Annotated in this window: 21 protein-coding genes and 2 pseudogenes; 15 read left to right on the forward strand and 8 right to left on the reverse strand. The window is 73.0% G+C overall.

The window, feature by feature from the left end:
- A complete protein-coding gene (locus tag ASE87_RS11685) occupies positions 1–837 on the forward strand; it encodes a carbohydrate ABC transporter permease (protein ID WP_043594260.1) in 837 nt (278 codons plus the stop codon).
- 93 nt (positions 838–930) lie between these two features.
- Entirely contained in the window at positions 931–4,005 is a 3,075-nt protein-coding gene (locus ASE87_RS11690; RefSeq protein ID WP_056228652.1) for a glycoside hydrolase family 38 C-terminal domain-containing protein, read from the forward strand.
- Positions 4,006–4,127: 122 nt separating this feature from the next.
- Here the strand turns inward: ASE87_RS11690 and ASE87_RS11695 are convergent, their stop codons facing one another.
- A complete protein-coding gene (locus ASE87_RS11695) occupies positions 4,128–5,054 on the reverse strand; it encodes an ROK family protein (RefSeq protein ID WP_056229561.1) in 927 nt (308 codons plus the stop codon).
- A gap of 339 nt (positions 5,055–5,393) precedes the next feature.
- Between ASE87_RS11695 and ASE87_RS11700 the strand changes: the two genes are divergently transcribed.
- From ASE87_RS11700 to ASE87_RS11735, 8 genes are all read left to right on the forward strand, one after another.
- The gene (locus ASE87_RS11700) at positions 5,394–6,611 is read left to right on the forward strand and encodes an ROK family transcriptional regulator (protein WP_056228655.1); all 1,218 of its coding nucleotides are present in this window, start codon (positions 5,394–5,396) and stop codon (positions 6,609–6,611) included.
- A gap of 178 nt (positions 6,612–6,789) precedes the next feature.
- The gene (locus ASE87_RS11705; RefSeq protein WP_157489844.1) at positions 6,790–8,112 is read left to right on the forward strand and encodes a sugar ABC transporter substrate-binding protein; all 1,323 of its coding nucleotides are present in this window, start codon (positions 6,790–6,792) and stop codon (positions 8,110–8,112) included.
- A 106-nt stretch (positions 8,113–8,218) separates the two neighbouring features.
- On the forward strand, positions 8,219–9,223 hold the full coding sequence (locus ASE87_RS11710; RefSeq protein ID WP_200925471.1) for a carbohydrate ABC transporter permease: 1,005 nt from the start codon (positions 8,219–8,221) through the stop codon (positions 9,221–9,223).
- Positions 9,220–10,173, forward strand: a complete 954-nt coding sequence (locus ASE87_RS11715) for a carbohydrate ABC transporter permease (RefSeq protein ID WP_200925472.1) — start codon at positions 9,220–9,222, stop codon at positions 10,171–10,173. Before ASE87_RS11710 ends, ASE87_RS11715 begins: the two co-directional genes overlap by 4 nt.
- A gap of 4 nt (positions 10,174–10,177) precedes the next feature.
- On the forward strand, positions 10,178–11,899 hold the full coding sequence (locus tag ASE87_RS11720) for a beta-N-acetylhexosaminidase (RefSeq protein WP_200925473.1): 1,722 nt from the start codon (positions 10,178–10,180) through the stop codon (positions 11,897–11,899).
- A gap of 23 nt (positions 11,900–11,922) precedes the next feature.
- A complete protein-coding gene (nagB, locus tag ASE87_RS11725) occupies positions 11,923–12,708 on the forward strand; it encodes a glucosamine-6-phosphate deaminase (RefSeq protein ID WP_056228658.1) in 786 nt (261 codons plus the stop codon).
- 73 nt (positions 12,709–12,781) lie between these two features.
- A complete protein-coding gene (locus tag ASE87_RS11730) occupies positions 12,782–14,482 on the forward strand; it encodes an amidohydrolase family protein (RefSeq protein WP_056228661.1) in 1,701 nt (566 codons plus the stop codon).
- A 311-nt stretch (positions 14,483–14,793) separates the two neighbouring features.
- Entirely contained in the window at positions 14,794–15,420 is a 627-nt protein-coding gene (locus ASE87_RS11735; RefSeq protein ID WP_056228664.1) for an NAD(P)-dependent oxidoreductase, read from the forward strand.
- A gap of 175 nt (positions 15,421–15,595) precedes the next feature.
- Here the strand turns inward: ASE87_RS11735 and ASE87_RS11740 are convergent, their stop codons facing one another.
- The gene (locus ASE87_RS11740; protein WP_043593406.1) at positions 15,596–16,000 is read right to left on the reverse strand and encodes a RidA family protein; all 405 of its coding nucleotides are present in this window, start codon (positions 15,998–16,000) and stop codon (positions 15,596–15,598) included.
- 138 nt (positions 16,001–16,138) lie between these two features.
- Here ASE87_RS11740 and ASE87_RS11745 point away from each other — a divergent pair, with 138 nt between their 5' ends.
- Positions 16,139–17,650 carry an alanine racemase gene (locus ASE87_RS11745; protein WP_056228667.1) on the forward strand — a complete coding sequence of 504 codons (1,512 nt, stop codon included), beginning with the start codon at positions 16,139–16,141 and terminating at the stop codon, positions 17,648–17,650.
- Between the two features lie 92 nt (positions 17,651–17,742).
- Here the strand turns inward: ASE87_RS11745 and ASE87_RS11750 are convergent, their stop codons facing one another.
- Complete coding sequence (locus ASE87_RS11750; protein WP_056228670.1) at positions 17,743–18,603, reverse strand: hypothetical protein; 861 nt, start codon at positions 18,601–18,603, stop codon at positions 17,743–17,745.
- Positions 18,604–18,741: 138 nt separating this feature from the next.
- Here ASE87_RS11750 and ASE87_RS11755 point away from each other — a divergent pair, with 138 nt between their 5' ends.
- Complete coding sequence (locus ASE87_RS11755) at positions 18,742–18,990, forward strand: DUF4287 domain-containing protein (RefSeq protein WP_056228671.1); 249 nt, start codon at positions 18,742–18,744, stop codon at positions 18,988–18,990.
- Positions 18,991–19,043: 53 nt separating this feature from the next.
- Here the strand turns inward: ASE87_RS11755 and ASE87_RS16770 are convergent.
- Positions 19,044–19,136, reverse strand: a pseudogene (locus ASE87_RS16770) (DivIVA domain-containing protein); the annotation flags it as partial.
- Between the two features lie 63 nt (positions 19,137–19,199).
- Positions 19,200–19,355 (reverse strand): annotated as a pseudogene (locus ASE87_RS16775) (DivIVA domain-containing protein); the annotation flags it as partial.
- A 30-nt stretch (positions 19,356–19,385) separates the two neighbouring features.
- Here ASE87_RS16775 and ASE87_RS11765 point away from each other — a divergent pair.
- On the forward strand, positions 19,386–19,916 hold the full coding sequence (locus ASE87_RS11765; protein ID WP_056228678.1) for an SRPBCC family protein: 531 nt from the start codon (positions 19,386–19,388) through the stop codon (positions 19,914–19,916).
- Between the two features lie 68 nt (positions 19,917–19,984).
- Here the strand turns inward: ASE87_RS11765 and ASE87_RS11770 are convergent, their stop codons facing one another.
- Positions 19,985–20,947: a hypothetical protein gene (locus tag ASE87_RS11770; RefSeq protein WP_157489846.1), complete on the reverse strand. Its 963-nt coding sequence runs from the start codon at positions 20,945–20,947 to the stop codon at positions 19,985–19,987.
- 97 nt (positions 20,948–21,044) lie between these two features.
- On the opposite strand from ASE87_RS11770, the gene ASE87_RS11775 reads away from it, so the two are divergent.
- Entirely contained in the window at positions 21,045–21,713 is a 669-nt protein-coding gene (locus tag ASE87_RS11775) for a response regulator transcription factor (protein ID WP_056228685.1), read from the forward strand.
- A complete protein-coding gene (locus tag ASE87_RS11780; protein ID WP_082452576.1) occupies positions 21,710–23,431 on the forward strand; it encodes a cell wall metabolism sensor histidine kinase WalK in 1,722 nt (573 codons plus the stop codon). The genes ASE87_RS11775 and ASE87_RS11780 overlap by 4 nt, the downstream gene beginning before the upstream one ends.
- 222 nt (positions 23,432–23,653) lie before the next feature.
- On the opposite strand, the gene ASE87_RS11785 is transcribed toward ASE87_RS11780, so the two are convergent.
- Together ASE87_RS11785 and ASE87_RS16780 are read right to left on the reverse strand one after the other, a co-directional pair.
- A complete protein-coding gene (locus ASE87_RS11785) occupies positions 23,654–24,634 on the reverse strand; it encodes an NAD-dependent epimerase/dehydratase family protein (RefSeq protein ID WP_043593424.1) in 981 nt (326 codons plus the stop codon).
- Positions 24,635–24,790: 156 nt separating this feature from the next.
- Positions 24,791–25,249 (reverse strand): copper homeostasis protein CutC (locus tag ASE87_RS16780; protein WP_304437696.1); only part of this gene is annotated, 459 nt, incomplete at its 5' end.

Consider the following 25,249-nt stretch of genomic DNA (forward strand, 5'->3'; position numbering starts at 1 on the left):
ATGGCCATGACCTCACCCAGCGGCCGCAGCATGAAGGCCGTCTCGAACGCCGTGCTGATCGTCATCGCGATCTGCTTCGCCGTCCCGCTCGCCTGGCTGCTGCTGGCATCGTTCGACCCGTCGGCCACGCTGTCGGCGAAGGTGCCGTCGCAGTTCACGCTCGACAACTTCACCGCCGTGCTGACGCCCGAGATCTCGTTCGTCCCGCTCGCCAACAGCCTCATCGTGTCGGGCGGCTGCGCCCTCGTGACCGTCGTCGTCGCGATCCTCGCGGCGTACCCGCTCTCGCGCTACCGGATGCGCATCAACAAGCCGTTCCTCTACGGCATCCTGTTCGGCACCGGCCTGCCCATCACCGCGATGATGGTGCCGGTCTACAGCCTGTTCGTCTCGCTGAACCTGATCGACTCGATCGGCGGCACGGTGTTCTTCCTGGCCGCGACCAGCCTGCCGATGGCGATCTGGATGGCGAAGAACTTCATGGACTCGGTGCCGATCTCGCTCGAGGAAGCCGCGTGGACCGACGGGGCCTCGATGTTCTCGACCCTGACGCGCATCGTCGTGCCGCTCATGCGGCCGGGCATCGCCGTGGTGTTCATCTTCGTGTTCATCCAGGCGTGGGGGAACTTCTTCGTGCCGTTCGTGCTGCTGCTCAGCCCCGACAAGCAGCCCGCAGCGGTCAGCATCTTCAACTTCTTCGGGCAGTACGGCTCGGTGGCCTACGGCCAGCTCGCGGCGTTCTCGATCGTCTACTCGGTGCCCGTCATCGCGTTGTACGTGCTCGTCTCGCGGACCCTCGGCGGCTCGAACGCGCTGGCCGGCGCCGTGAAGGGGTGACGCGCCTCCTCACCAGTGCCCCCGTCGCCCTCTCGATCCACAGAACGACCGCCCCACCGTGCGCCTCGGCGCGCCCGTCAGGAGACTGATCCCATGCACGACAACACCGTCCTCGTCGAGGCCCGCATCGACCGCTTCGTCCGCGACCGCATCACCCCGGCGGTCTACCGTCGGGCCGTCCCGCTGACGATCACGGCCTGGGAGGCGCCGGGAGAGCCGGTCCCCTTCTCCGAGGCCGTCTCGCAGACGTACGAGCCGTTCGCCGTCGGCTCGCCGTGGAGCCGACCGTGGGGCACCACGTGGTTCCACGTCACGGGGACGGTGCCCGACGACTTCGGCACCGACGCGGCGACCGCCCTCGAACTCGTCGTCGACCTGGGCTTCAGCATCCGCCAGCCCGGGTTCCAGGCCGAAGGCCTCGTCTGGCGACCCGACGGCACCATCGTCAAGGCGATCGAGCCGTACAACGGCTACGTGCCGCTGACGGCGATCGGTGCGGGCGTGACCCCGGGCAGCACGATCGACGTCTACGTCGAGGCGGCGTCGAACCCGGACATCGGCGGCGACGACTTCCACGGCGAGACGCCGCTGGGCGACCCCGAGACCGCGGGTGACGCCCCGATCTACGCCCTGCGCAGCATCGTGCTCGCCGAACGCGACGAGGTCGTCGCCGAACTCGACCGAGACGTCTGGACGCTCGTCGGGCTGATGCGCACCCTCGAGCTGACCTCGCCGCGACGGCACGAGATCCTGCGGGCCCTCGACCGGATGTGCGACGTCGTCGACCACGCCGACGTCGCGGGGTCGGCGACGGCCGGTCGGGCCGCGCTCGCCGACGTGCTCGCCGCGCCGGCGAACGCGAGCGCCCACCGGGTCGTCGCGACCGGCCACGCCCACATCGACTCGGCCTGGCTCTGGCCGGTCCGCGAGACGCAGCGCAAGGTCGCGCGCACCTTCTCGAACGTGGTCGCCCTGATGGACGACGACCCCGACGTCGTGTTCGCCGCCTCGAGCGCGCAGCAGTACGCCTGGTTGAAGGAGCGGTACCCCGAGCTGTTCGAACGGGTGAAGCAGAAGGTCGCCGAGGGCCGCTTCGTGCCCGTCGGCGGCATGTGGGTCGAGTCCGACACCAACATGCCCGGTGGCGAGGCGCTCGCCCGTCAGTTCGTCGCGGGCAAGGGGTTCTTCCTCCGCGAGTTCGGCGTCGACGCCGACGAGGTCTGGCTGCCCGACTCGTTCGGCTACACGGGCGCCATGCCGCAGATCGCCCGCGCGGCCGGCGCCAGCTCGTTCTTCACCCAGAAGGAGTCCTGGAACGAGACGAACCGCATGCCGCACCACACCTTCCTATGGGAGGGCATCGACGGCAGCCGGGTGTTCACGCACTTCCCGCCCGTCGACACCTACAACTCCGACCTCTCGCCGGCCGAGCTCGCCCACGCCGAGCGCGGCTACGCCGAGAAGGGGTACTCGAACGTCTCGATCGTCCCGTTCGGCTGGGGCGACGGCGGTGGCGGCCCGACCCGCGAGATGATGGCGGCCGCGCGACGGGCCGGCGACCTCGAGGGCTCGCCACGCGTGACCGTCGGCACCCCCGCCTCCTTCTTCACGCAGGCACGGGCAGAGCTCGCGGACCCGGCCGTGTGGTCGGGCGAGATGTACCTCGAGTTCCACCGCGGGACGTACACGTCGCAGGCCCGCACCAAGCAGGGCAACCGGCGCAGCGAGCACCTGCTGCGCGAGGCCGAGCTGTGGAGCGCCACGGCGACCGCACGCGGCCTGCTCGACTACCCGTACGACGAGCTCGAAGAGATCTGGCACGTCGTGTTGCTGCAGCAGTTCCACGACATCCTGCCCGGGTCGTCGATCGCCTGGGTACACCACGAGGCCGAGCGGCACTACGCGCGGGTCGCCGAGCAGCTCGACACGATCATCGGCTCGGCCCAGCGGGCGCTCGCGGGGTCGGGGTCGGCGACGACCACCTTCAATGCCGGTCCTGTCCCGGCCGCGGGGGTCGACGCGTCGGCCGGCTCGGCAGCGGGTCAGGCGCAGGAGGCGGGGGTCGGGTCGGTCACGCCGGTCGCCTCCGACGGCGGTTGGATGCTCGACAACGGGCTCGTGCGCGCCGTGTTCGACGGGGACGGCCTGGTCGTCTCGCTCGTCGACGGCACGTCGAGGCGCGACCTCGTCGCCCCGGGCGCGCGGCTCGGGTTGCTGCAGCTCTTCCGCGACACCCCCAACCAGTGGGACGCGTGGGACGTCGACCAGGCCTACAAGAACGTCCGCACCGACCTGGTCGAGGCCGAGTCGGTCGTCGCCGACGGCGGGGCGCTCGTCGTGACGCGTCGTGTCGGCGACTCGACCATCGTGCAGCGTTGGTGGCTCGACGACGGCGAGGCCGAACTGCACGTGCAGACCGAGGTGGACTGGCACGAGCGGCAGAAGCTGCTCAAGCTGGCGTTCCCCCTCGACGTGCACGCCGACCGGGCTGCCTCCGAGGTGCAGTTCGGTCACGTGCAGCGCCCGACCCACCAGAACACGTCGTGGGACTTCGCCCGGTTCGAGACCGTCGCGCACCGCTGGGTGCACGTCACCGAGCCCGGCTTCGGCGTCGCCGTGGCGAACGACGCCACCTACGGCCACGACATCACGCGGAGCACCCGCGACACGGTCGAGGGCGGCGACGGCGGCACGACGACGCTCGTGCGGCAGTCGCTGCTGCGGGCCCCGACCTTCCCCGACCCCCACGCCGACCAGGGGCGGCACGTCCTGCGCTCGTCGGTGCGGGTCGCGCCCGACGTGCTGGACGCGGCGACCGCTGGCTACCGCCTCAACCTGCCCGTCCGGCGGGTCGCCGGGTCGTCCGGAGCGGCCGTGGCCCCGCTCGTCACGTCGTCGTCGGCCGCGGTGCTGGTCGAGGCGGTCAAGCTGGCCGAGGACCGCTCGGGTGACCTGATCGTGCGGCTGTACGAGGCACGCGGTGCGCGGGCGGCGACCACGATCACGGTCGACGCCGACAGCGGGTTCGGCGAGGCGTGGCGCACCGACCTGATCGAGCGCGAGCTCGAGCCGGGCACCGCCGGGGCGGGGCGATGGGCCGCGGGTTCGGCCGTCGAGTTGACGCTGCGCCCGTTCGAGATCGTGACGCTGCGGGTGGCCCGGGCGTAGCGCCGCACCTGTCGGCACTGCGCCACGAGATGGTCACAGCGCCAGGTTTACTCCTGGTGCTGTGACCATTTCATGGCGGTGTGGCAGCACGGCGGTCTGGCAGCACAGCGGTGTGGGGGCGGTCAGACGGCGGCTGCGGTCGCCGTGGCCGTCCCGCGGGCTCCGACCGTGGCCGCGCCGACGGCGGCCACGGGAAAGCCCGGCGGCAGCAACTCGATGCGCGACGAGAGCTCGAGCGAGGCGAGGAACGGCGACCCCGCCGCCCACCGGTCGAGCACCCCGGCGACGTCGTCGAGCAGAGGGCGGCCCAGGTTGCTGAGCCCGCCGCCGATCACGACGGAGTCCACGTCGGTCGTCAGGACGAGGAGGCGCACCGCGGCCGCCACCCCCGCCGCGAGGTCGGCACGCACGCGGACGGCCTCGGGGTCGCCGGCGTCGGCCGCCGCGAACAGCGCCACGGCCGGGTACGCCCCCTCGGTCGGCCAGTGGCGTGACACCGCGGCGCCGGCCGCGACGGTCTCGAGGCAACCGCGCTGCCCGCAGGGGCAGAGCTCGCCCCCGGGGTCGACGGGGACGTGCCCGATCTCGCCCGAGACGCCCCGCGAGCCGCGCCAGAGTTCGCCGTCGACGACGAGGCCGGCAGCGAGGCCGGTGCCGAGGTTGAGGTAGCCGACGGACCCCGACAACGACATGGCGAGGTACGCGCCGAGCGCGGCCGCGTTGACGTCGTTCTCGACCCGGACCGGGACCCCGAGCCGGGCGCTCAGCGTCGGCCCCACGGCGACGTCGTCGAAGCCGATGTTCACGGCGTGCCGCACGCGACCCGTCGTGCTGTCGACGAGGCCGGGGATGCCGACGCCGACCGACTCGAAGGTCTCGACGGCGACGCCGGAGCGGTCCGCCAACGAGGCGACCGCCGTGGCCGCGTTCGTCAGCACGGCATCAGGGCCGAACCCCGTGGGCAGGCGGAGGCGATGGACGGGGGCTCCGGACCCGTCGACGACGACCGCGTCGATCTTGGTGCCGCCGATGTCGAGGCCGACCCTCACGGCCACTCCGTCGACCCGGCTGCGGACGGTCCCGCCGGCGCACCGCCGAAGGCGCCGTGAGGCGCGGCGACGGACACGGTGGCGGGCGTGGACATGTTTGTTAGTAAAGCTTACGAACCAGGTCTCGGCAAGGGGATCGCAGGGGAGGAGCCCGATGTTTCGGGTGTTGACCGCCGGTGTTTCGTGTGCGTAAACTCGCCGCCACGCACCTTGACACGTGTTTGTAAGGCCCATTTACTAACGGCACGCCACCACGGCGACGCCACCCGGCACCGCTGCCGACGGGCCCTCTCACCGGGTCCGAGGTCGGCGACGATGCCGAGACGAGAGGACGCGCCCGTGACCACCACGACGATCACCCGGCAGCAGCAACCGCCCGTCCGCGCGCACAACCGCTCGCTCGTCCTCGAGGCGCTCTACCGCGACGGCTCGATGAGTCGGGCCGACCTGGCTCGCCGCTCGGGCCTGACGCGACCCACCGTCTCCGCGCTCGTCGCCGAACTGATCGACGACGGCATCGCTCGCGAGCTCGGCGTCCGCGACGACGCCCGGGTCGGCAAACCGGCGACGCTCGTCGGCATCGAGTCGGACGCCTTCCACATCGTCACGGTCGACCTGTCGAGCGCCGACCGTTTCGTGGGGGCCGTCGTCGACCTGCGGGGCGGAGTCGTCGAGCGGGCCGGCGTCGAGCTCGAGGGTGCCGTCGGTGAGGCCGCCGTGTCCCTGGTCGAGCGGCTCGTCGACGACCTCCGCTCGCGCACGACCCGCCCGCTGCTCGGTGTCGGGGTCGCGACCCCCGGCATCGTCGACCACGACGGCATCGTGCGCACGGCCGTCCACCTCGGCTGGTACGACCTGCCCCTTCGGTCCCGGCTCGCCGACCATGTCGGGTTGCCGGTCCACGTCGGCAACGACTCCAACGCCGCGGCCGTGGGCATCCGCACCTTCGGCGAGACGGCCGGTCAGACCGCGGCCGGGCAGACCGCGGCCGGGCAGACCGCGGCCGGGCAGACCGCGGCCGGTCAGGGCGCGGCCGGTCAGGGCGCGAGCGGGCGGGCCCCGGCCGGGCAGAGTCTCATGGTCGTGACCATCGACCACGGTGTCGGCGTCGGGCTGGTCGTGGCCGGCTCGCTCGTCGAGGGCGACCAGTTCTCGGCCGGTGAGATCGGGCACGTGACGGTCGACGAGAACGGCGACGTGTGCGCGTGCGGTCGACGCGGCTGCCTCGAGGAGGTGCTGGCCGCCCCGCAGCTGAGGGCGCGCCTCCTGCAGCACGACGAGGGGTCGCGCGGGGCGGTGCTGCACGACGCCGGCCGCGCGCTCGGCCTCGTGCTCGCCCCCATCATCAGTGCGCTCAACATCGACGAGGTCGTGCTGTCGGGCCCCGCCGACCTGGTCGAGGGCGCCCTGCTGCGGGCCGCCCGCGACACCGTGCGGCAGCGCACGCTGTCGGCCGTGAGCAACGGCCTGACCATGAGCATCGCGGGCAGCGGCACCGACCTCGCCCTGCGGGGTGCGGCGTCGTTCGTGCTGCAGGCCGAACTGGGGTTGACGTGACCCCGGCGAGCGGCTCGTCGGCCGCCCGGGGCGAACGCCCCACCACAGACCTCGGGGGCCCACCCCCGGAGGCGGCGAGGGCCCCGGCCCGTGCCGCATTCCCGACCCGACGCTTGTGCGAGCGCGGGCCGGGACCACAGCGATGCGGCATCCCCGCTTCGACGACGAGGAGATGAAATTGCGAATCCAACGCTACACGGCGGTCGGGGCCCTGGGCCTGGCCGCGGCACTCGCCTTGACCGCCTGCTCGAGCTCGGGCACGGGCGGCAGCTCGTCCGACGAGCCCCAGGCCGTGCCCACCACCAAGGGTGACGGCAAGACCCTGACGGTCTGGGTGATGACGGGCGACTACACGCCCGAGACCATCGATGCCGTCAACGAGGAGTTCACGAAGCAGACGGGCGCCGACGTCGACGTCCAGATCCAGCAGTGGGACGGCATCACCACCAAGATCAGCACGGCACTCGCCACGAGCACCCCACCCGACGTGCTCGACCTCGGCAACACGCAGGTCGCCAGCTACGCCGCCAACGGTGCACTCCTCGACCTGACGCCGTACCGGGACGACCTGAAGCAGGGGCAGACCTGGTTGACCGGGCTCGAGGAGCCCGCGACCGTCGACGACTCGCTCTACGCCGTGCCCGGCTTCGCCGGTGCCCGCGCCGTCATCTACAACAAGACGATGTGGGCCGAGGCGGGCGTCACCGAGGCCCCCACCACCTACGACGAGCTCACGGCCGACCTCGACAAGGTGAAGGCCGCCAACACGGCCTCGGACTTCTCGGCGTTCTACCTGCCCGGCCAGTACTGGTACGCGGGCATGCAGTTCGTCTGGGACGCCGGCGGCGACATCGCCACGTCGAGCGACGGAACCTGGACGGCCGGTCTCGAGAGCAAGGAGGCGCAGCAGGGCCTCGAGGACTTCACCGAGTTCCAGAACGCCTACTCGACGCCCGCGTCGCAGACCCTCGACACCGACGCCCCCGACCAGACGCAGGTCTTCGCCGACGGCAAGACGGCCACGATCCTGCACACCAACGGCTCGATCGACCTGATCCAGAAGGCCAACCCCGCCCTGACCGACGACGACTTCGGCACCTTCCCGATGCCGGGCAAGTCGGGTGAGACGCAGCCGGTCATGCTGGGCGGCTCGGACTGGGGCATCGCGGCCAAGAGCCAGAACTCCGACCTGGCCCTGCAGTGGACCAAGATCGCCACGAGCCCGGACATCCAGAGCGAGTGGGTCGTGGGCAACGACGGCTGGATCCCGAACAGCGAAGAGGGCATCGAGGCGGCCGGCAGCGTGGTCACGCCGATCCAGAAGGGCTTCTTCGACGCCGCGCTCAACTCGAAGGCCACCCCGGCCAGCGCGAACTGGGCGGCCCTCGAGGGCGACAAGAGCATCAACCAGCTCTTCTCCTCGGTGGTCTCGGGCTCGAAGACGCCCGAGGCGGCCGCGAAGTCCTTCGACGAGGCCACCGACGAGGCGCTGAACGAGTAGCGCCGAGCCCTCGGCAGCACCCCGGGGGCGTCGCGCGACCACCTGATCGCGCGACGCTCCCGCCCCCTCGACCCGCACCTCCTGGACTCGAACCGAAAGAGGAACCGTGGCCCTCTCGATCGCCCCCGGTCTCACCGAGACCCCGCCCGGCGCGGCGCCCGACCAGAAGGGCGGCGGCCGGCGCCCGAAGAGCGAGCGGAAGGCTCCGGTGCGGCCGGGTGGGAAGCGCCAGCTCGCCCCGCTCTGGCTGCTGTCGCCCGCGGGCATCGTGCTGCTCGCCGTGACCGTCGCACCCATCGTGTTCCTGGTCTTCACCTCGTTCACCGACTACGACCAGCGCTCGCTCTTCACCGGCGCCTACGACTCGGTCGGCGTGCAGCAGTACGCGACCCTGCTGGCCGACACCGGCTTCTGGTGGTCGCTCGTCCGCACCCTGGTCTTCACGGCCGCGATGGTCGGCGGCAGCGTCCTGATCGGCACGGGCGTCTCGCACCTGCTGACCCGGCTCGGCACGCCGATGCGCTACACGGTGACCGTCGTGCTGATCCTCGCCTGGGCGATGCCGAACGTGGCGTCGTCGATCGTCTGGAAGTGGCTGTTCCAGCCCGGCTACGGCGTCGTCAACTGGCTGCTCACCCAGACCGGCCTGATCGGCGACATGACCAACGTCGACTGGTCGAACGATGCAGCCCTCGCATACACGAGCATCTGGCTGCTGATCGTGTGGCAGGCCGTGCCGTTCATCGCGCTGACCATGTACGCCGCCGAGACGCAGATCCCGCTCGAGTACAAAGAGGCCGCGCGGCTCGACGGTGCGAGCGAGTGGCGCGTGTACCGGACCGTCACCCTGGTCTTCCTCAAGCCGACGCTGCTGCTGATCACGATCCTGTCGATCATCTGGGACTTCAACGTCTTCAACCAGATCTGGCTCGTCTCGGCCGGCGGCCCCGACGACGCCACCTCGACCCTCGGCGTCTTCACCTACGTCACCGCGTTCGTCGGCTTCGACATCGGGCAGGGCGCCGCCATCTCGGTGGTCACCACCCTGCTGCTCGTCGTGTTGACGGCGTTCTACGTCCGCAACCTCGTCCGATCCGGAGAAGACCTGTGACCACGACCGCACCCGCCGGCGTCGGCACCACGACGACCGAGACCGTCGCGCGCGACGAGAAGACCAAGGAGGCGCGCACGGGCCACCGCACCGGCCGCCCGTCGCCCGCCCGCCCGACCCGTCGCCGCCGGAAGCCCCGCTGGGTCAGCAACGCGATCGCGATCGTCTTCAGCCTCGTCTGGCTGTTCCCCGTCTACTGGATGGTCAACACGGCGTTCAAGCCGCGCCCCGAGGTGATGACGGCGACCCCGCTGTTCTGGCCGCAGAACCCGACCCTCGACAACTTCGTCGTCGCGGTCACGCAGTCCGACTTCTTCACGAACCTGCGCAACAGCGTGATCGTCGTGGTCGGCGCCGTCGTCTTCTCGATCGTTCTCGGCCTGTTCGCCTCGGCCGCCCTGTCGCGGTTCCGGTTCCGCGGGCGGCGCACGATCATGGTGTTCATCCTGATCGTGCAGATGCTGCCGGCGACGGCCCTGCTGATCCCGCAGTTCCTCATCTTCAACAGCCTCGGGCTGCTCGGCACCTACGGCGGGCTCATCCTGGCGTACGTCGCGTCGACGCTGCCGTTCTCGATCTGGGTGATGCGCGGGTTCTTCCTGGCGATCCCGGTCGAGGTCGAAGAGGCCGCGCAGCTCGACGGCGCGAGCACCTGGCAGGTGCTGACGCGCATCATGTTCCCGCTCGTGCTGCCCGGCATGATCGCGACCAGCATCTTCGCCTTCATCGCGGCGTGGAACGACTACCTCGTGGCCTACACGTTCATGAAGGACCAGTCGATGTACACGCTGCCGGTCTGGCTGGCCTCGTTCAGCACGCCGACCAGCGGCACCGACTTCGGCGGACAGATGGCGGCCTCGGTGCTGTTCTCGCTGCCGGTCGTCGTCTTCTTCATGATCATCCAACGCAACCTGGTGACCGGCATGTCCGCCGGCGCCGTGAAGGGCTGACCCCGTGTTGAACGCACCCTCGACCCCCTCGACCCCCGCGCCGGCCGGCACCGGGACGCCCGAGACCGCACCGGTCGCGATCGTGCCCCGCCCGGCGAGGCTGACCCGCGCCTCCGGGGCGTTCCGGCTCGACTCGGCGACGCGCGTCTCGGCGCCCGACGAGCTGGCGGGCGTCGTCGCCTGGCTGCAGCAGGCGCTGCGCCCGGCGACCGGGTTGCCACTGCGCGAGGGCAGCGCCGACGGCACCGGCATCTCGTTCGACCTGGACGCCTCGCTCGGAGCCGAGGCCTACCGGCTGGAGGCGCGACCCGCCGGGGTGCGCATCACCGGCGGCGACGCGGCCGGCGCGTTCCACGGGGCGCAGGTGCTGCGTCAGCTGCTGCCCGCGGCCGCGTACCGTTCGGCTCTCGTGCCCGGCGTCGACTGGGTCGTTCCCGCCGTCGACGTCGAGGACCGGCCGCGCTTCGGCTGGCGGGGGACTCACCTCGACGTCGCCCGCCACTTCCTGCCGAAGCACGACGTGCTGCGCTTCGTCGACCTGATGGCGCTGCACCGGCTGAACACGCTGCACTGGCACCTCACCGAGGACCAGGGCTGGCGCATCGAGATCACGAAGTACCCGCGCCTCACCTCGGTCGGTGCCTGGCGGGAGTCGTCCCAGGTGGGGGCCGGGCCGGACGCGACCCAGGACGGCCGACCACACGGCGGCTTCTACACGCAGGACGACATCCGCGAGGTCGTGGCCTACGCCGCGGCCCGCCACATCACGGTCGTGCCCGAGGTCGACGTGCCGGGCCACTCGATGGCGGCGATCACGGCGTACCCGCACCTGGGCGTCGGCGCCGTCGAGGTCGGCGGCAGGCCCGTCGCGGAGCCGCGACGGATCGCCGTCGGCACCGAGTGGGGCATCTTCGAGGACGTCCTCAACACCGAGCAGTCGACGGTCGACCTCTACACCGACGTGCTCGACGAGGTGATGGAGCTCTTCCCGGGCACCTGGATCGGCATCGGCGGCGACGAGTGCCCCAAGGCCCAGTGGCGGGCCGACCCGCGCACGCAGGAGCTCATGCGCGAACGCGGCCTCGCCGACGAGGAAGAGCTGCAGGCGTGGTTCATCGGTCGGCTCGACGCGCATCTCACGGCCGCCGGGCGACGCACCTTCGGCTGGGACGAGATCCTCGAGGGGAACTCGACGATGTCGCCCGGCGCCACGGTCGCGTCGTGGCGGGGCATGACCGGGGCCGTCACGGCCGCGCGACGCGGGTACGACGTCGTCGCCTGCCCGGACGACCAGGTCTACCTCGACTACCGGCAGTCCGACGGCCCGGACGAGCCGATCCCGGTGTCGATCCCGTTGACCCTCGCCGACGTGTACGCGTTCGAGCCGGTGCCGGCCGTCCTCGACGAGGCCGAGGCCCGCCACGTGCTCGGCGGCCAGGCCAACATCTGGACCGAGCACATGGACTCGCCCCGCACCGTCGACTTCTTCGCCTTCCCGCGGTTGTGTGCCGTCGCCGAGGCCCTGTGGACGACCGAGCCCCGCGACTTCGACGACTTCTCCACACGCCTCGCCGTGCACCTCGGACGCCTCGACGCGATCGGCGTCGAGTACCGGCACGAGTCGGGGCCGCTACCGTGGCAGCAGCGTCCGGGCGTGCCCGGACGGCCGGCCTCGCGGGAAGAACGCGAGGCGTACATCGCGTCGGTCGTGGCGAACATCACCTGACGCCGCGTCAGCAAGGAGCCCCCATGGAGATCGTCATCGTCCGCGACGCCGACGAGGTCGGCCGCGTCGCCGCCCTCAAGATCGCGTCCGTCGTCCAGCGCGACCCCGAGGCCGTGCTGGGGCTCGCGACCGGGTCGTCGCCCACCGGCATCTACGCCTCGCTCGCGGCCCGGGTCGCGGCCGGCGAGCTCGACTTCTCCCGCGCCTCCGGGTTCGCGCTCGACGAGTACGTCGGCATCCCGCTCGAGCACCCCGAGAGCTACGCGTCGGTGATCGAGCGCGACGTCGTCGTGCCCCTGGGCATGGACGCGTCGAAGGTGCGCGTGCCCGACGGGCGAGCGAGCGAGATCGAGGCCGCGGTCGTCGACTACGAGCAGGCCATCGCCGACGCGGGCGGCATCGACATCCAGATCCTCGGCATCGGCGCGAACGGGCACATCGGCTTCAACGAGCCCACCTCGTCCTTCGCCTCGCGCACCCGCATCAAGACGCTCGCGCCGCAGACCCGAGCCGACAACGCGCGCTTCTTCGACGACCCGTCGCAGGTGCCCACGCACTGCCTGACCCAGGGGCTCGGCACGATCCTGGACGCGCACGAGGTCGTGCTCGTGGCGCAGGGGTCGGCCAAGGCATCGGCCGTCGCCGGCATGGTCGAGGGTCCGCTCGGCGCGATGTGCCCGGGCAGCGCGTTGCAGCTGCACCGGCACGCGACGATCGTCGTCGACGAAGCCGCGGCGTCGTCGCTGCAGCTGGCGGACTACTACCGCTACACCTACGCGAACAAGCCCGTGTGGCAGCGCTTCGAGTAGCTCGGCCCTCCTTCCGATGGCCGTGGCGCTCCCGTGACGGCGGCGGTGGCCCCGTGACGACGGCGGTGGCCCCGTGACGACGCTGGTGCTCGCGGGCGGGACGGTCTGGGACGGGTCCGGAGGCGCGGGTCGCGTCGCGGACGTGGTCGTGCGCGACGGCGTGGTCGCGGCCGTGGGGCCCGGGGCCGCGGCGTCCGTGGGTGACGGGCGCCGCGCCTCCTCGTCCGGGGTGCCGGACGGTGTCGAGGTGGTCGACGCGAGCGGGCTCGACGTGCTGCCGGGGTTCGTCGACGTGCACGCGCACGACGACGCCGCGCTGTTCCGTCCGGGAGGGGTCGCGCCCAAGACCGGGCAAGGCGTCACCACCACGATCGTCGGCAACTGCGGCCAGGGCGTCGCGCCGTCGCCGACCGACCCGCGGGACCGTTCGCTCGAGGACTACTCGCGGCCGGTGCTCGGCGGGTTCCCCGCGCGACGATGGGCGACGTTCGCCGACTACGTGCGGACGCTGGCCGAGGGCGACGTCGACGGGACGTTCGGCCTGCACGCCGCGACCCTCGTCCCGCACGCCCCGCTGCGGGCGGGCGTGCTCGGCTTCGAGCGACGTCCGGCCGACGCCGCCGAGCGGTCGCTCATCGCGGCGTCGGTGGGCGAGGCACTCGACGCCGGGGCGCTCGGCGTCTCGCTCGGCCTCATGTACGCACCCGGCGACGCCGCCGACCGGCCCGAGTTCGTCGCCCTGGCCAGGGAGTGCGCGGTGCGGGGCGCGCTGCTGGTCGCCCACGTCCGCAACGAGGCCGACGGGCTCCGCGACTCGATCGACGAGCTGGCCTCGCTGGGACGCGAGACCGGGGCCGCCGTCCACGTCAGCCACCTCAAGGTGACCGGGCCGCGGAACGTCGGCGGCATGCCCGCGATCGTCGACCACCTCGACGCCCTGCGGGACGACGGCGTCGACGTCAGCGCGGACGTCTACCCCTACGACGCGGGCAGCACGACGGTCGCGTCGCTGTTCCCGCCGGCCACGGCCGACCGCGGGGTCGAGAGCCTGCTCGAGGCGCTCCGACCCGGCACGCGCTCGCGGAGGGATGTGCTCGACGGGCTGCTCGAGCCCTGGGCCGGATCGACGCTCGAGAACCAGTACGCCGCGATCGGCCCCGCACGGATCTCGCTGGCGGGGTTCACGCGACCCGAGCACGCGGGCTTCGAGGGGTGGTCGTTGTCCGACATCGCCGCGTCGGTCGGGGCCGACCCGCGCGAGGTGCTCGCCGACCTCGTCCTCGCCGAGCGGGGCGCCCTGACCGTCATCGAGTTCCACACCGACCTCGAGGGCATGCGGACGGCCCTGGCCTGGCCGCACACCCTGGTCGGGTCGGACGGTCTGCCGCGCGAGACCGGCACCGTGCACCCCCGCCTGTACGGGACGTTCTCGCGCGTGCTCGACGAGTACGCCGGGTCGGGGCCGCAGGCCGTGCTGTCGAGGGGCGAGGCGATCGCGCGCCTGTCGACCCGCGCCTCCTCGCGGTTCGGGCTGGAGGGCAGGGGTGCCGGTGCCGGTGTCGGTGCGGGTGCTGGTGCTGGTGCGGGCGGCGTCGCGGGAGGCGGCGGGGCCGTGCGCCGGGCAGGAGGCGCGCTCGGCATCGCCCCCGGGGCCGTCGCCGACCTCCAGCTGGTCGACCCCGGGGCCTATGCCGACCGGGCCACCTACGCGACGCCCCGACTGGGCCCCTCGGGGTTGGTCGGCCTCTGGGCCGCCGGCCGCCGCCTCCGCTGACCCGCCCCCGCCCGACCCGCCCGCCCGCCCCGCACCCCGGGTTCGCCGCCGACGTGTGCAAATCGCGACAGTCGACGGGCGACATGCCGCCTCGGGGGGAAGATGAGCGGCGTGCCGGCCCGAAGATGTCGGGATTTGCACACATCCGGGGTGCCCGGAGGTCGGGTTCGGCGCGCATCCAGGGTGCCCCGGGTCGGGTTCGGCGCGCATCCGGGGTGCCCGGAGGTCGGGCTGGGCGGTAGAGCTCTCGGCCCGCTCTCGGTCTGCTCTTGGTCGGACGGTGTTCGCTTCGATGAACGACAGGAGGCGCGATGAAGGTTCTGGTGCTGGGAGCGACCGGGGGCACGGGCTCCCACGTCCTGCGGGTCGCCCTGTCGGCGGGGCACGAGGTGACGGTGCTCGTCCGGGACGCGTCCGCCCTCGACGTGACCGACGGCGTCCGGGTGCTCACCGGCGACGCGACCTCGGCCGAGGACGTCCGCGCCGCGGTCGTCGGTCAGGACGCCGTGCTCAACGCGATCGGCTCGAGGAACATCCGGCACCCGGTCGAGGTCGAGGTCGGTCGCGCCCTGCTGCCGGCGATGCGTGACTCGGCGGTCGACCGCCTCGTCGTCTGTTCGGCCTTCGGCGTCGGCGACAGCCAGGCCGACGCGAACACCTTGCAGAAGATGTTCTTCCACACCGTGCTCGGCAAGGTCTACGCCGCCAAGGACGTCGCCGACGCCGAGGTGCGCGAGAGCGGCCTCGACTGGACGCTCGTCTACCCGACGCGCCTCACCGACGACCCGGCGACCGGGTCGCTCGCCATGGGGGAGCGACTGCCCCAGGGGGCGGGCATCCACGTGACCCGGGCCGACGTGGCGCGCTTCATGCTCGCCCAGCTGACCGACGCGACGTGGTCACGGAAGACCGTGGTCGTGACGGGCGCGGCCGACTGACCCCGCGCCTCCGGCCTGGGTGCCGCCTGGACACCGCACGACCCTGAACACGGGCGTGTTCGGGGCGGGCGGGCGATCGTGCCGGCCCGGAGAGTACGAACTCGCCCGCTTTCGACGAGCGGCAGCTCGGCCGGGCCGCCGGGCCGCCGGGGCCGGGCCGCCGGGCCGCAGCGCGTCAGCTGAGGACGGCGAGCGCGTCGATCTCGACGAGCATGGCCTCGTTCGGCAGCTCGACGAAGACCGTCGTGCGGGTGGGGAACACTCCGCTCGGGACGTTCTGCAGCAGGTAGGTCTCGTACGCGGCGTTCATCTCGGCGAAGTCGTCGCGCGTGGTCAGGAAGACGCGCAGCGAGACGACGTCGTCGAACGTGCCGCCGGCGCCTTCGACGATCGCCTTGACGTTGTCGAGCGTGCGGACGGTCTGCGACGTCAGGTCACCGGGGTGCAGGTACTCGCTCGTGGCGGGGTCTTGCGGGCCCTGGCCCGACACGCTGAGGAAGCCGTTCTTGAGCACGCCCTGCGAGAAGGTCGAGATGGGGGTGGGGGCGCCGCCGGTGCGGACTTCGGTCTTCTCGCTCACAGGTCTGCTCTTCTCTGATCGATGGTCTGTGGACCCGACGTGATGTGTCGCGTGTCGGGGGTGACTGCAAAACTACCGTCAGGCACCGACACACGGCCTGACCGCAGCACCACCCCACCCGCCCCGTCGGAAGGCACCATGACCACGTCACCCTCGACCCCGTCCGCCCCCGCCGTCACGTCGATCACCAAGGTCGGCTTCGGCCGCGAACCGCGGCCCGTCCCGCTGATCGACCTCGCCACCCCGCTGCTCACGATCGACCTCGACGCCCTCGACCACAACGTCGTGACCATGGCGGCCTGGTGCCGCGAGGCCGGGGTCGACCTGGCGCCGCACGGCAAGACGACCATGGCGCCCGAGATCTGGCGGCGGCAGCTCGACGCCGGGGCGTGGGGCATCACGCTCGCGACGGCGTTCCAGGTCGCCGTCGCCCGCGAGGCCGGGGTTCCGACCGTCGTCCTGGCCGGCACCGCCTTCGCGCCCGCGACCCTCGCGGCGCTCGCCGCACCCGGCACGGACGTGCTCATGTGGGTCGACTCGGTCGAGACCGTACGCCTCGTCGACGCCGCCCTGGCGCGGGCCGAGGCCGAGCGTCCGCTCGCGGTGCTGGTCGAGTTCGGGTCGCCACTCGGTCGGACCGGGGCCCGTTCGGTGCGCGAGGCCCTGCTCGTCGCCGAGGCCGTGGCGGCCTCGCCGCATCTCGTCCTGGCCGGGGTGGCCGGGTACGAGGGCGCCCTCACGCACGACGTCGACGCGGCCGGCATCGCCGTGGTCGACGACTACCTGCGGGGGCTCCTCGACGTGCTCGACGGCATCGGCGCCCCCGCCTTCGACCCGTGGCTGTCGTCCGGTCACGACGTGGTGCTCACCGCCGGCGGCAGCGTGTACTTCGACCGCGTCGTCGCCGTGCTCGGCGACCGCCACGACCCGTCGGGGCTGCAGGGGCCGCGCACACGCGTCGTGCTGCGGTCGGGTTCGTACGTCGCCCACGACCACGACCTCTACCGGCGGTTGACGCCGTTCGCCCGTGACTCCGGGCCCACGACCGCAGGAGGCGCGGGTGGCGTCGACGCGGACGTCACGGTGGCCGTCGGCGACGGTTCCGCGGGGTCGCAGGCCGACCGCGAGATGGGCGGGCCGACCGACGGCGAGCTCACCGGGTTCGACGGAGCGGCCGAGGGGTTCGGAGCCGAGCGCTCCGAGGAGCCGCACGCCGTGCCCGCCGGTTCGTCCCAGACCAGGCCCGGCGCCGAGGCCTCGACCGGACTCTCGTTCCTGCCGACCCTCGAGCTCTGGGCGTCCGTGGTGTCCCGTCCCGAGCCCGGGCTCGCCCTGCTCAACGTCGGGCGGCGCGACACGTCGGACGACGAGGGGTTCCCGGTGCCGCTCGAGGCGTGGCGTCCGCAGGCGGCCGACCGGCGCCTCCCCGGGGTGCTCGACGGGTCGCACGTGTCGGGCCTCAACGACCAGCACGCCTTCCTGCGGCTCGACCCGGCGTCGGGGCTGCAGGTCGGCGACCTGGTGCGGCTCGGCGTCTCGCACCCCTGCACCACGATCGACAAGTGGAACGAGATCGCCACGGTGCGGGGCTCGGCCAGCCGCCGCGGTGTGCCACCCGTCGTCGAGGGCAGCATCACCACGCGGTTCTGACGGAGCCTGGTGTTCTGACGGGCGCCGGCTGTGCTGACCGGTGCCGGCGGTTCCGAGCGGCCGGCGCCCTGACGGCCGGTGCGGCCGGCGGCCTACGAGCCCGAGCCCTCGTCGGTGCCGGGGGGCGGCGTCGGCGCATCCGCGGGAGGGGTGGGCGCGTCCGTCGGCGGGGTGGGGCGCTCGGAGTCGTCCTCGGTGTCGCCGGAGTCCGTCTTCGGGCCGCCCTTCTCGCCGGGGCCGTGGCCCGGGCCGCGCTTCTCTCCGGGGCCCTGCGGTCCGCCAGCCATCGGGCCGCCGGCGGCGGGGCCGCCCTCCGGTGCCTCCGGCAGGGACTTCCCGTCGGGGCCGGTGCCGGGGGTCGGCAGGGCCTTCCCGTCGGGGCCGGTGCCGGGGGCCGGCAGGGCTTCGCCGTCGGGCCCGGTGCCCTCGGCCGGAGCGCTCTCGTCCGAATCGTCACCCGCAGCAGGCGCGGTCGGTGCGTCGGTGGGTGCATCGGTGGCGTCGTCGGAGCCTCGTTCTCCCGACCCCTGGCGTGAACCGTCGGCCTGGTCCGTCGCGTCGTCCCGACCCGGCGTCGCGCTCGAGGAGGCGCTGGTCGAGCTCCCGGCGTTCGACACCGCGACGGCGGTGCTGGTCCCGACCAGGGCGAGGCCGGCCGCCGCGATGCCGATGCCCACGAGCAGGCCCTTCCTCGGGCGCCGTCGCGGGGTCGACTCGGCGCGGAACGCGCTGCCGTCCGTGGGCAGTTCGCGGGTGCGCTGGTCGTCGGCGACGATCGGGGTGGTCGGGGCCGTGGGCTGGCCCGACGGCCGGGCCGGCAGCTCGGTCGTCGCACGGGCGTCCTCGTCCTCGTCCTCACGACGCAGTCGCTCGGCCCACGCGTCGTCCTGCGTGGGGGTGTTCTCGTCGCGACGGTCGTCGTCGCGGCCGTCGGGGGTGGTGTCCTTCGCCATGGTGTCTCCAGATGTCGGGCGCCGGGCGAGCCGCGGTGCGGCTGGCGGTCGGGGCGTTCCCTCCGGCAGACACCACTCTCGGAACCGAATCTGAAGCGGGGCTTAAGTCGCGCCGCCACCGACTGCTACCGTCACGGCATGTCCGAGCGACGCGTCCTGGCACCCGAACCGCCCGCCGACGGCCAGACCGTGAAAGGGCCGGCGTCGTACTTCCCGAGCATCGAGCGCACCTACGGGCGGCCGGTCCAGGAGTGGATCGACCTGGTCGACGAGCGTCTCGACGAGCACGCGCACATGCAGGTGGTGTCGTGGCTCAAAGACGAACACGGCCTCGGCCACGGGCACGCCAACGCGCTCGTCGCGTACGTGCGCCACGCCCGCGACTGACGCGACGTCGCGACGTCGGGACGCGGTCAGCGACCCCCGGTCGACTGGCGTCCCCTGAGCTCGACGACGACCTGGTCGAGGAAGTCGTCGACCTCGTCCTGGTCGTACCCCTCCCGGAACCTCGTCGGCTGGAACCGGGCGGCCACGACGTCGACGTCCGCGAGGACTCCGACGGCCGTCCCCTGCTCATAGGCCGCGAGGGTCGCCCGGACGCGCTCGAGGAACGCGTCCACGTCCTCCATCGCGTAGCCGTCGCGGAAGCGGGTCGGGGTGAATCTCTTCTCGGTCACGTCTCGTGCGAGCACGTCGCTCCTCGGGGTCCGGTGTCGACAGGTCTGTACTGAGCCTTCCACGCCGGTCGTCATCCGGACGCCCGGAGGTGCGACGATGAGCCCATGCCCGTCGTCGAGTCCCGGTGTGTCGTTCCTGTCGACCTGCACGTCGCCTTCGCGGTGTCGCAGACCCAGGGGGAGGCGCGCAAGCGGTGGGACCCGTTCATCCGGCGGCAGTACCTCGTCGGCGGGGCGACCCGGGCCGCCAAGGGGGTCCGCACGTTCACCGTGCAGCGTTTCGGGTTCCGGATGGAGAGCGAGTACGTCTCGTACAACCCACCGACGAACGTCGGCATGAAGATGACGAAGGGGTCGTGGTTCTTCGCGCGCATGGGCGGGGGATGGCGGTTCAGCGAGGTCGACGGCGACCCGAGTTCGACCGAGGCCGTCTGGCGCTACAACTTCTCGTGCAAGCCGGCCTGGCTGGCGCCCGTGGCCGAGCGCATCGGCGTCGTCCTCCTGCAGCGCGACATCGACCGACGCATCCGCGGTTTCGCCCGGGGCTGCGTCGATCCGTTCGTCCTCGCCCACCTCGACCCCGACCTCGGCGGCGACGGTGACCCCACCCACACCGCGCCCCCAGCCCGTCCGTAGATCCCGCTCACCGACGATCCAGCGGCGCTTGGTCGCACCGATCCGCCTCGGTGGCTCGGCACGGGCGACTAGGAGTCGGCGGGTCCGAACGTCGGTTCGGGGTCGGACTCGTGCGCATGACGGAGGACGTCGCGAAGGCGTCGCACCAGCTCTGCGGCCGCCGAGCGTTCGTCGTGCCCGTCCTCGCCGCCGACGGCCCCAGGGCCGTCGGGCTGATGGGCACCGGGTCGGTAGGGAGGACCGAGCTCGACATCGATGGTGCCCGCCGCCACCTCGAGGAGGGTGGCCAGCACGGCCTCGAGCTGGTCGAGGGGCATGGCGAACCACGGATCCGAGGCCCCGTCGACGTCGCCACCTCCTGTGTCCTGCTCGAGCGCCCAGGCGGTCCACGCGATGCGTCGTGCTCCGACGGCAACGGTGCTCGGCGGGCCGGGCTGGGGGGCAGGCGCATCGCGGGCGGCCCGGGCGGCCCGACGCGACCAGGCGAGAGCGTCCCGCGCGTCGAAGCCGGTGTCCCTGGCTGGGTAGCGGGCGCCGGAGTCGTGGGCGGCCTCTCGCAGCGCGGCCGACATGAGCATGAGGTCCTGGGTGGAGAACGCCACGACGATCTCCCTCTTCGTGCCGATCGGGCCTTCGCCTCGATCATCGACGAGCAACAGCTCGAGGGTCTCGTCGGCGTCGACGCGACGGAGGACCGGGACGACCCGGTCGGTCCAGGCAGGGTGGCGCCAGGACGCGACGTGGGCGGCGTGCGGGTCCCGGGCGACCGGAGTCTGCCGCCGTCGGAACGGCCAGAGGCTCGGAGACGCAAAACCGCCCGGGGTGTCTCCGGATGGATCGTCGCGCTCGGCGACGACGAGCAGGAACAACCACAAGGCGACCAGGAAGCATCCGAACGCGACGAACCCGACGGTCAGGTAGGCCGACGGCCACCAGGCCGCGACGGGCACGCCGAGCCAGAACGCCGACAGGGACAGGCCCACCAGGACGCCGCCCGCGACGAGTTGGCGTCGTCGGCGCTGTCTCCCCATGGGCCGACACTAGCGGGATGCATCCAAGGGACGACCCACACCGCACCCCCAGCCCGTCCATAGCCTCCGCCCACCGACCGGCCCTACCGTTCGGAGGATGCTCAGCCCTGCCCGCGTCCTCGTGATCGACGACGACGAGACCATCCGCACCGCCGTCGTCACCGCCCTGGGCGCCGAGGGATTCGCCGTGCACGGTCTGGCCGACGGCGCGGACCTGCCCGAGCAACTCCGGTCGTTCGTGCCCGACCTCGTCGTGCTCGACTGGATGCTGCCCGGGGCGAGCGGCATCCGCCTGGCGAGCACCATCCGCACCTCCTCCGACGCGGCGGTCGTCATGCTGACCGCCCGCGACGAGGTCGACGATCGACTGCGCGGCTTCGCCGAGGGCGTCGACGACTACGTGGTCAAGCCGTTCGCCGTCGCCGAACTGATCGCCCGGGTCACGGCCGTGCTCCGACGCCGCGGTCGCATCCCCTCGGTGATCGAGATCGGCGACCTCGTCGTCGACCCCGAGGCGGCCCGCATCACGCGCGGCGGCGAACCGCTCGACCTCACCGCGACCGAGTTCCGCCTGCTCGGCTTCCTCGCCGAGAGCCGCGGACGCACCGTCTCGAAGACCCAGATCCTCACCCAGGTCTGGGGCTACGACGACTACGACCCCAACCTCGTCGAGGTGCACCTCAGCGCCCTGCGCCGCAAGATGGAGACCCGCGGCCCCCGCCTCATCCACACCGTCCGCGGCCTCGGCTACCGAATGAGCGCGTGACGCGCCCCCGCCGTCCCGCTGCGCTCTCGACGGGACACCACCCCCGAGGAGGCGCGGCGTCGGCCCCCGACACCGCCGCCCCCGGGCTGCGCACCGGTTCGTTGCGCGCCCGCACGGTCGTCGCCGTGCTCCTGCTGCTGGCCGTCCTGCTGGCGGCGCTCGCCGTGACGGTCGAGCTCACGCTCGGCCAGCGGCTCCGCGCCCAGGTCGTCGACCGGCTGTCCGACCGCGCCGCGGCCGCTGCCGCCCTGGTCGGCACGGTCGACGGCGACGAACTCGCCGACCGGCTCTCGGCCCAGGGGCTCTCGGTCGTCATCCGCGACGCGAACGGCGACGCCATCGTCGCCGGCCCGAGCCCCGACCAGCTGCGCGACGGTCCGCCCTCGCTCGGCGAGGGCGGCCCCGGTCGCGGCGGCCCGGCCTCGGGCCTCGACGACGGACCAGGAGGCGCGGGCACCGACGCCCAGGAGGGCACCGACACCGGCGGGACCGGCTCGGACACGGGCTCGACCGGCACCGACGCCGGGGACGCGGGCAGCGCCTCCTCGTCCGACGCGGTCACGGTCACCTCGTCCGAGGTGCGGAGCGACGACGAGGTGACCACGCTCGTCTCGCAGCTCAGCGACGGGTCGACGATCACCCTGACCACGGACTCGCGGTCGGTGGGCGAGACCCTGGTGCAGCTGCGCTGGGTGATGATCGGCGCCTCCGCGGCCTTCCTGCTGATCGCGGCGATCGGCCTCGCCCTCGTCGTGCGGGCCACCCTGCGGCCGCTCGACCGGATGACCGGCGTCGCCCGGTCGATCGCTCACGGCGACCGGGGCCGACGCCTGCGGCCGGCCCGACGCGACACCGAGATCGGCCGGGTCGCCGTCGCCTTCGACGAGATGCTCGACGGCGTCGAGGGGGCCGAGCGGGCCGCACTCGACGCCGAGACGCGGGTGCGGGCGTTCGTGTCCGACGCCGCCCACGAACTGCGCACCCCCGTCGCCGGCATGCGCGCCGCGGCCGACACCCTCGTGCGGTCGCCCGGCACGGCCGACGAACGCGAGCGGCTGGCGACGCACGTGGTGCGCGAGGCCGAACGCGCCTCCCGGTTGATCGACGACATGCTGCTGATGGCCCGCGTCGACCAGGGGATCTCGCTCGACGTCGCCCCCGTCGACCTCGGGGCGTCGCTGCTCGCCGACGTCGAGCGTCAGCGGCTACGACGGCCGTCGCTCGACCTGCGCGTCGTGCTGCCCGACGGGCCCGTCGTGGTCGCGGCCGACGCGGGGCGCGTCTCGCAGATCGTCGGCAACCTGGTCGACAACGCCGCCCGGGCGACGGGGGGCACGGGTCAGGTGACGCTCTGGCTCGACGCGTCGAGGGCCGACGAGGTCGCCGTGCTCGTGTCCGACGACGGCCCGGGCGTGCCCGACACCGATCGCGAGCGGGTGTTCGACCGGCTGGTGCGGCTCGACGAGGCCCGACGGTCCGGGGACGGAGGCGCGGGCCTGGGGCTGCCCATCGCCCGCGGCCTGGCGCGCGCCCACGGCGGCGACCTGGTCTGCGAGCCGCCCGGGGTCGGCCGGCCCGGCGCGGTGTTCCGGCTGACGCTGCCGGGCGCGGTGCCTGCGGCGCAGGCCGGCTCGGAGCCGGCTGCCGCGGCCGGCGCCCCGACCGCCGCGGCGCCCGCGCCTGCGGCCGCGGCCGCGCTGCGTCGCACCGCCGACTGAACATCGCAACGCCTACATCGGCGGTGCGACGTTCAGTCGGCGGTGCGACGGCGGGGCTGGTCGCCCGGGACGGTGGCCCGGGACGCAGGTCGAGCGGGTGCGGTGCGCGACGGACCCCGGGGCCGAGGTCGCACCACGCTCGTGTCGACGAACCACGCTCGTGGGTGGTTCGACGACGCGACGGTGGTGCGACGTCGACCAGAAGCTCCTGCGGGCCTCGGGCTACAGCGCGACGAGCCGCTCGTAGGCGTCGTCGACCCAGGGGTCGACCGTGCGACGTGAGGCGTCGGCGTCGTGCCAGGCGACGATCTGGCGGGCTCCCTCGGCGAAGGGGACCCGCGCCTCCCAACCGGGCACCAACGCGCGGATCTTCGACGTGTCGAACACGGCCGGGTGGCTGCGGTCGCCGCAGAGGTCGGCCGTCCACTCGGGCACCTCGTCGGTCAGCACCTGCGTCGTGCGGTGGACGACGTGCAGCGACGCCCCCGCGGCGTCGGCGAGGTCGCGGGCGATCATGTTCCAGGTGAGCAGCTCGGGCGACATGATGTGGAACGCCTCGCCCAGGGCGCCGGGGTGCCCGAGCAACCCCACGAAGGCGCGGGCGAAGTCGGCCGAGTGCGTCAGCGCCCAGAGCGAGGTGCCGTCGCCGTGCAGGACGACCGGGTCGCCGCGTCGCATGCGCTCGATCGTGGTCCAGCCGCCGAGCAACGGCACGGCCGTCTCGTCGTAGGTGTGCGAGGGGCGCACGACCGTCGCCTGCACCCGCCCGGCGAGGTGCTCGTCGCGCAGCAGGCGCTCGCAGGCGATCTTGTCGCGCGAGTACGACCACCACGGGTTGAACAGCGGCGTCGCCTCGGTGATCGGCAACGACACCGGGGGCTTCTGGTACGCCGACGCCGAGCCGATGAACACGTACTGATCGGTCAGCGGCGCCACCACCCGCAGCATCGAGGCGAGCTGGTCGGGCGTGAAGGTCAGGAAGTCGGCCACCGAGTCGAAGCGACGTCCGTCCAGGGCGGCGACCAGCGCCTCCTCGTCCCGGACGTCGGCGACGAGCTGCTCGACGCCCGCGGGCACGGGCCGGATCGTGGTGCTGCCGCGGTTGAGGACGGTGACGGCCAGGCCGTCGCGCAGGGCCTGCCGCACGACCGAGGCGCTGATCTGCCCGGTGCCGCCGATCACGAGGAGGGACGTCGATGTCATCGCTCCACTGTGCACCCCCGCGACCGGGGGCGGTCGCCGCGGTGGGCAGGAGTCGGGCAGGAGGCGCGGGTCGGGACCCTGGGGAGGAGGCGCGGGTCGGGACCCCGGGACGCGTCGCGTCGCCGGTGCGCGGCGGTGTCGCGGTCGGCCGCGGCCTCAGGCCTGGTCGAGGGCGTGACGGGCGGCGCGGACCAGCTCGGGGTCGGTCTCGAACCACGAGTCCGTCGTCGCCTCGGTGCCGAGCGACACGGTCGTCCCCGACCGGGACGAGGAGGCGCGCACGGCCCGCGCCCTCTTCGCCGACAGGTGCACGGCGTCGACCCCCGCGGCCACGAGCGCCGGGACGTCGCCGAGCTGCACCCCGCCCCCTGCCATCACCTGCACGTCGCCCGCGACCTCGACCAGGCGCGGCAGCACCCCCGACGCCAGACCCGCCCCGACCGTGGACGCCCCGCCCGACGTCAGCACGCGCGTGACGCCCAGCCCCACCAGTGCCGCCACCGCCACGACCGGGTCCGACGCCCGATCCACGGCCCGGTGCACGGTGATCTCGAGCGATGAGACCCCGGGAACCCGCCGAGACCCCAGGGCGCGAGCTGGGGTCTCGGCGAGTTC

It is taken from the genome of Frigoribacterium sp. Leaf44 (assembly GCF_001421865.1).
In the GTDB taxonomy this organism is placed as follows: Bacteria; Actinomycetota; Actinomycetes; order Actinomycetales; family Microbacteriaceae; genus Frigoribacterium.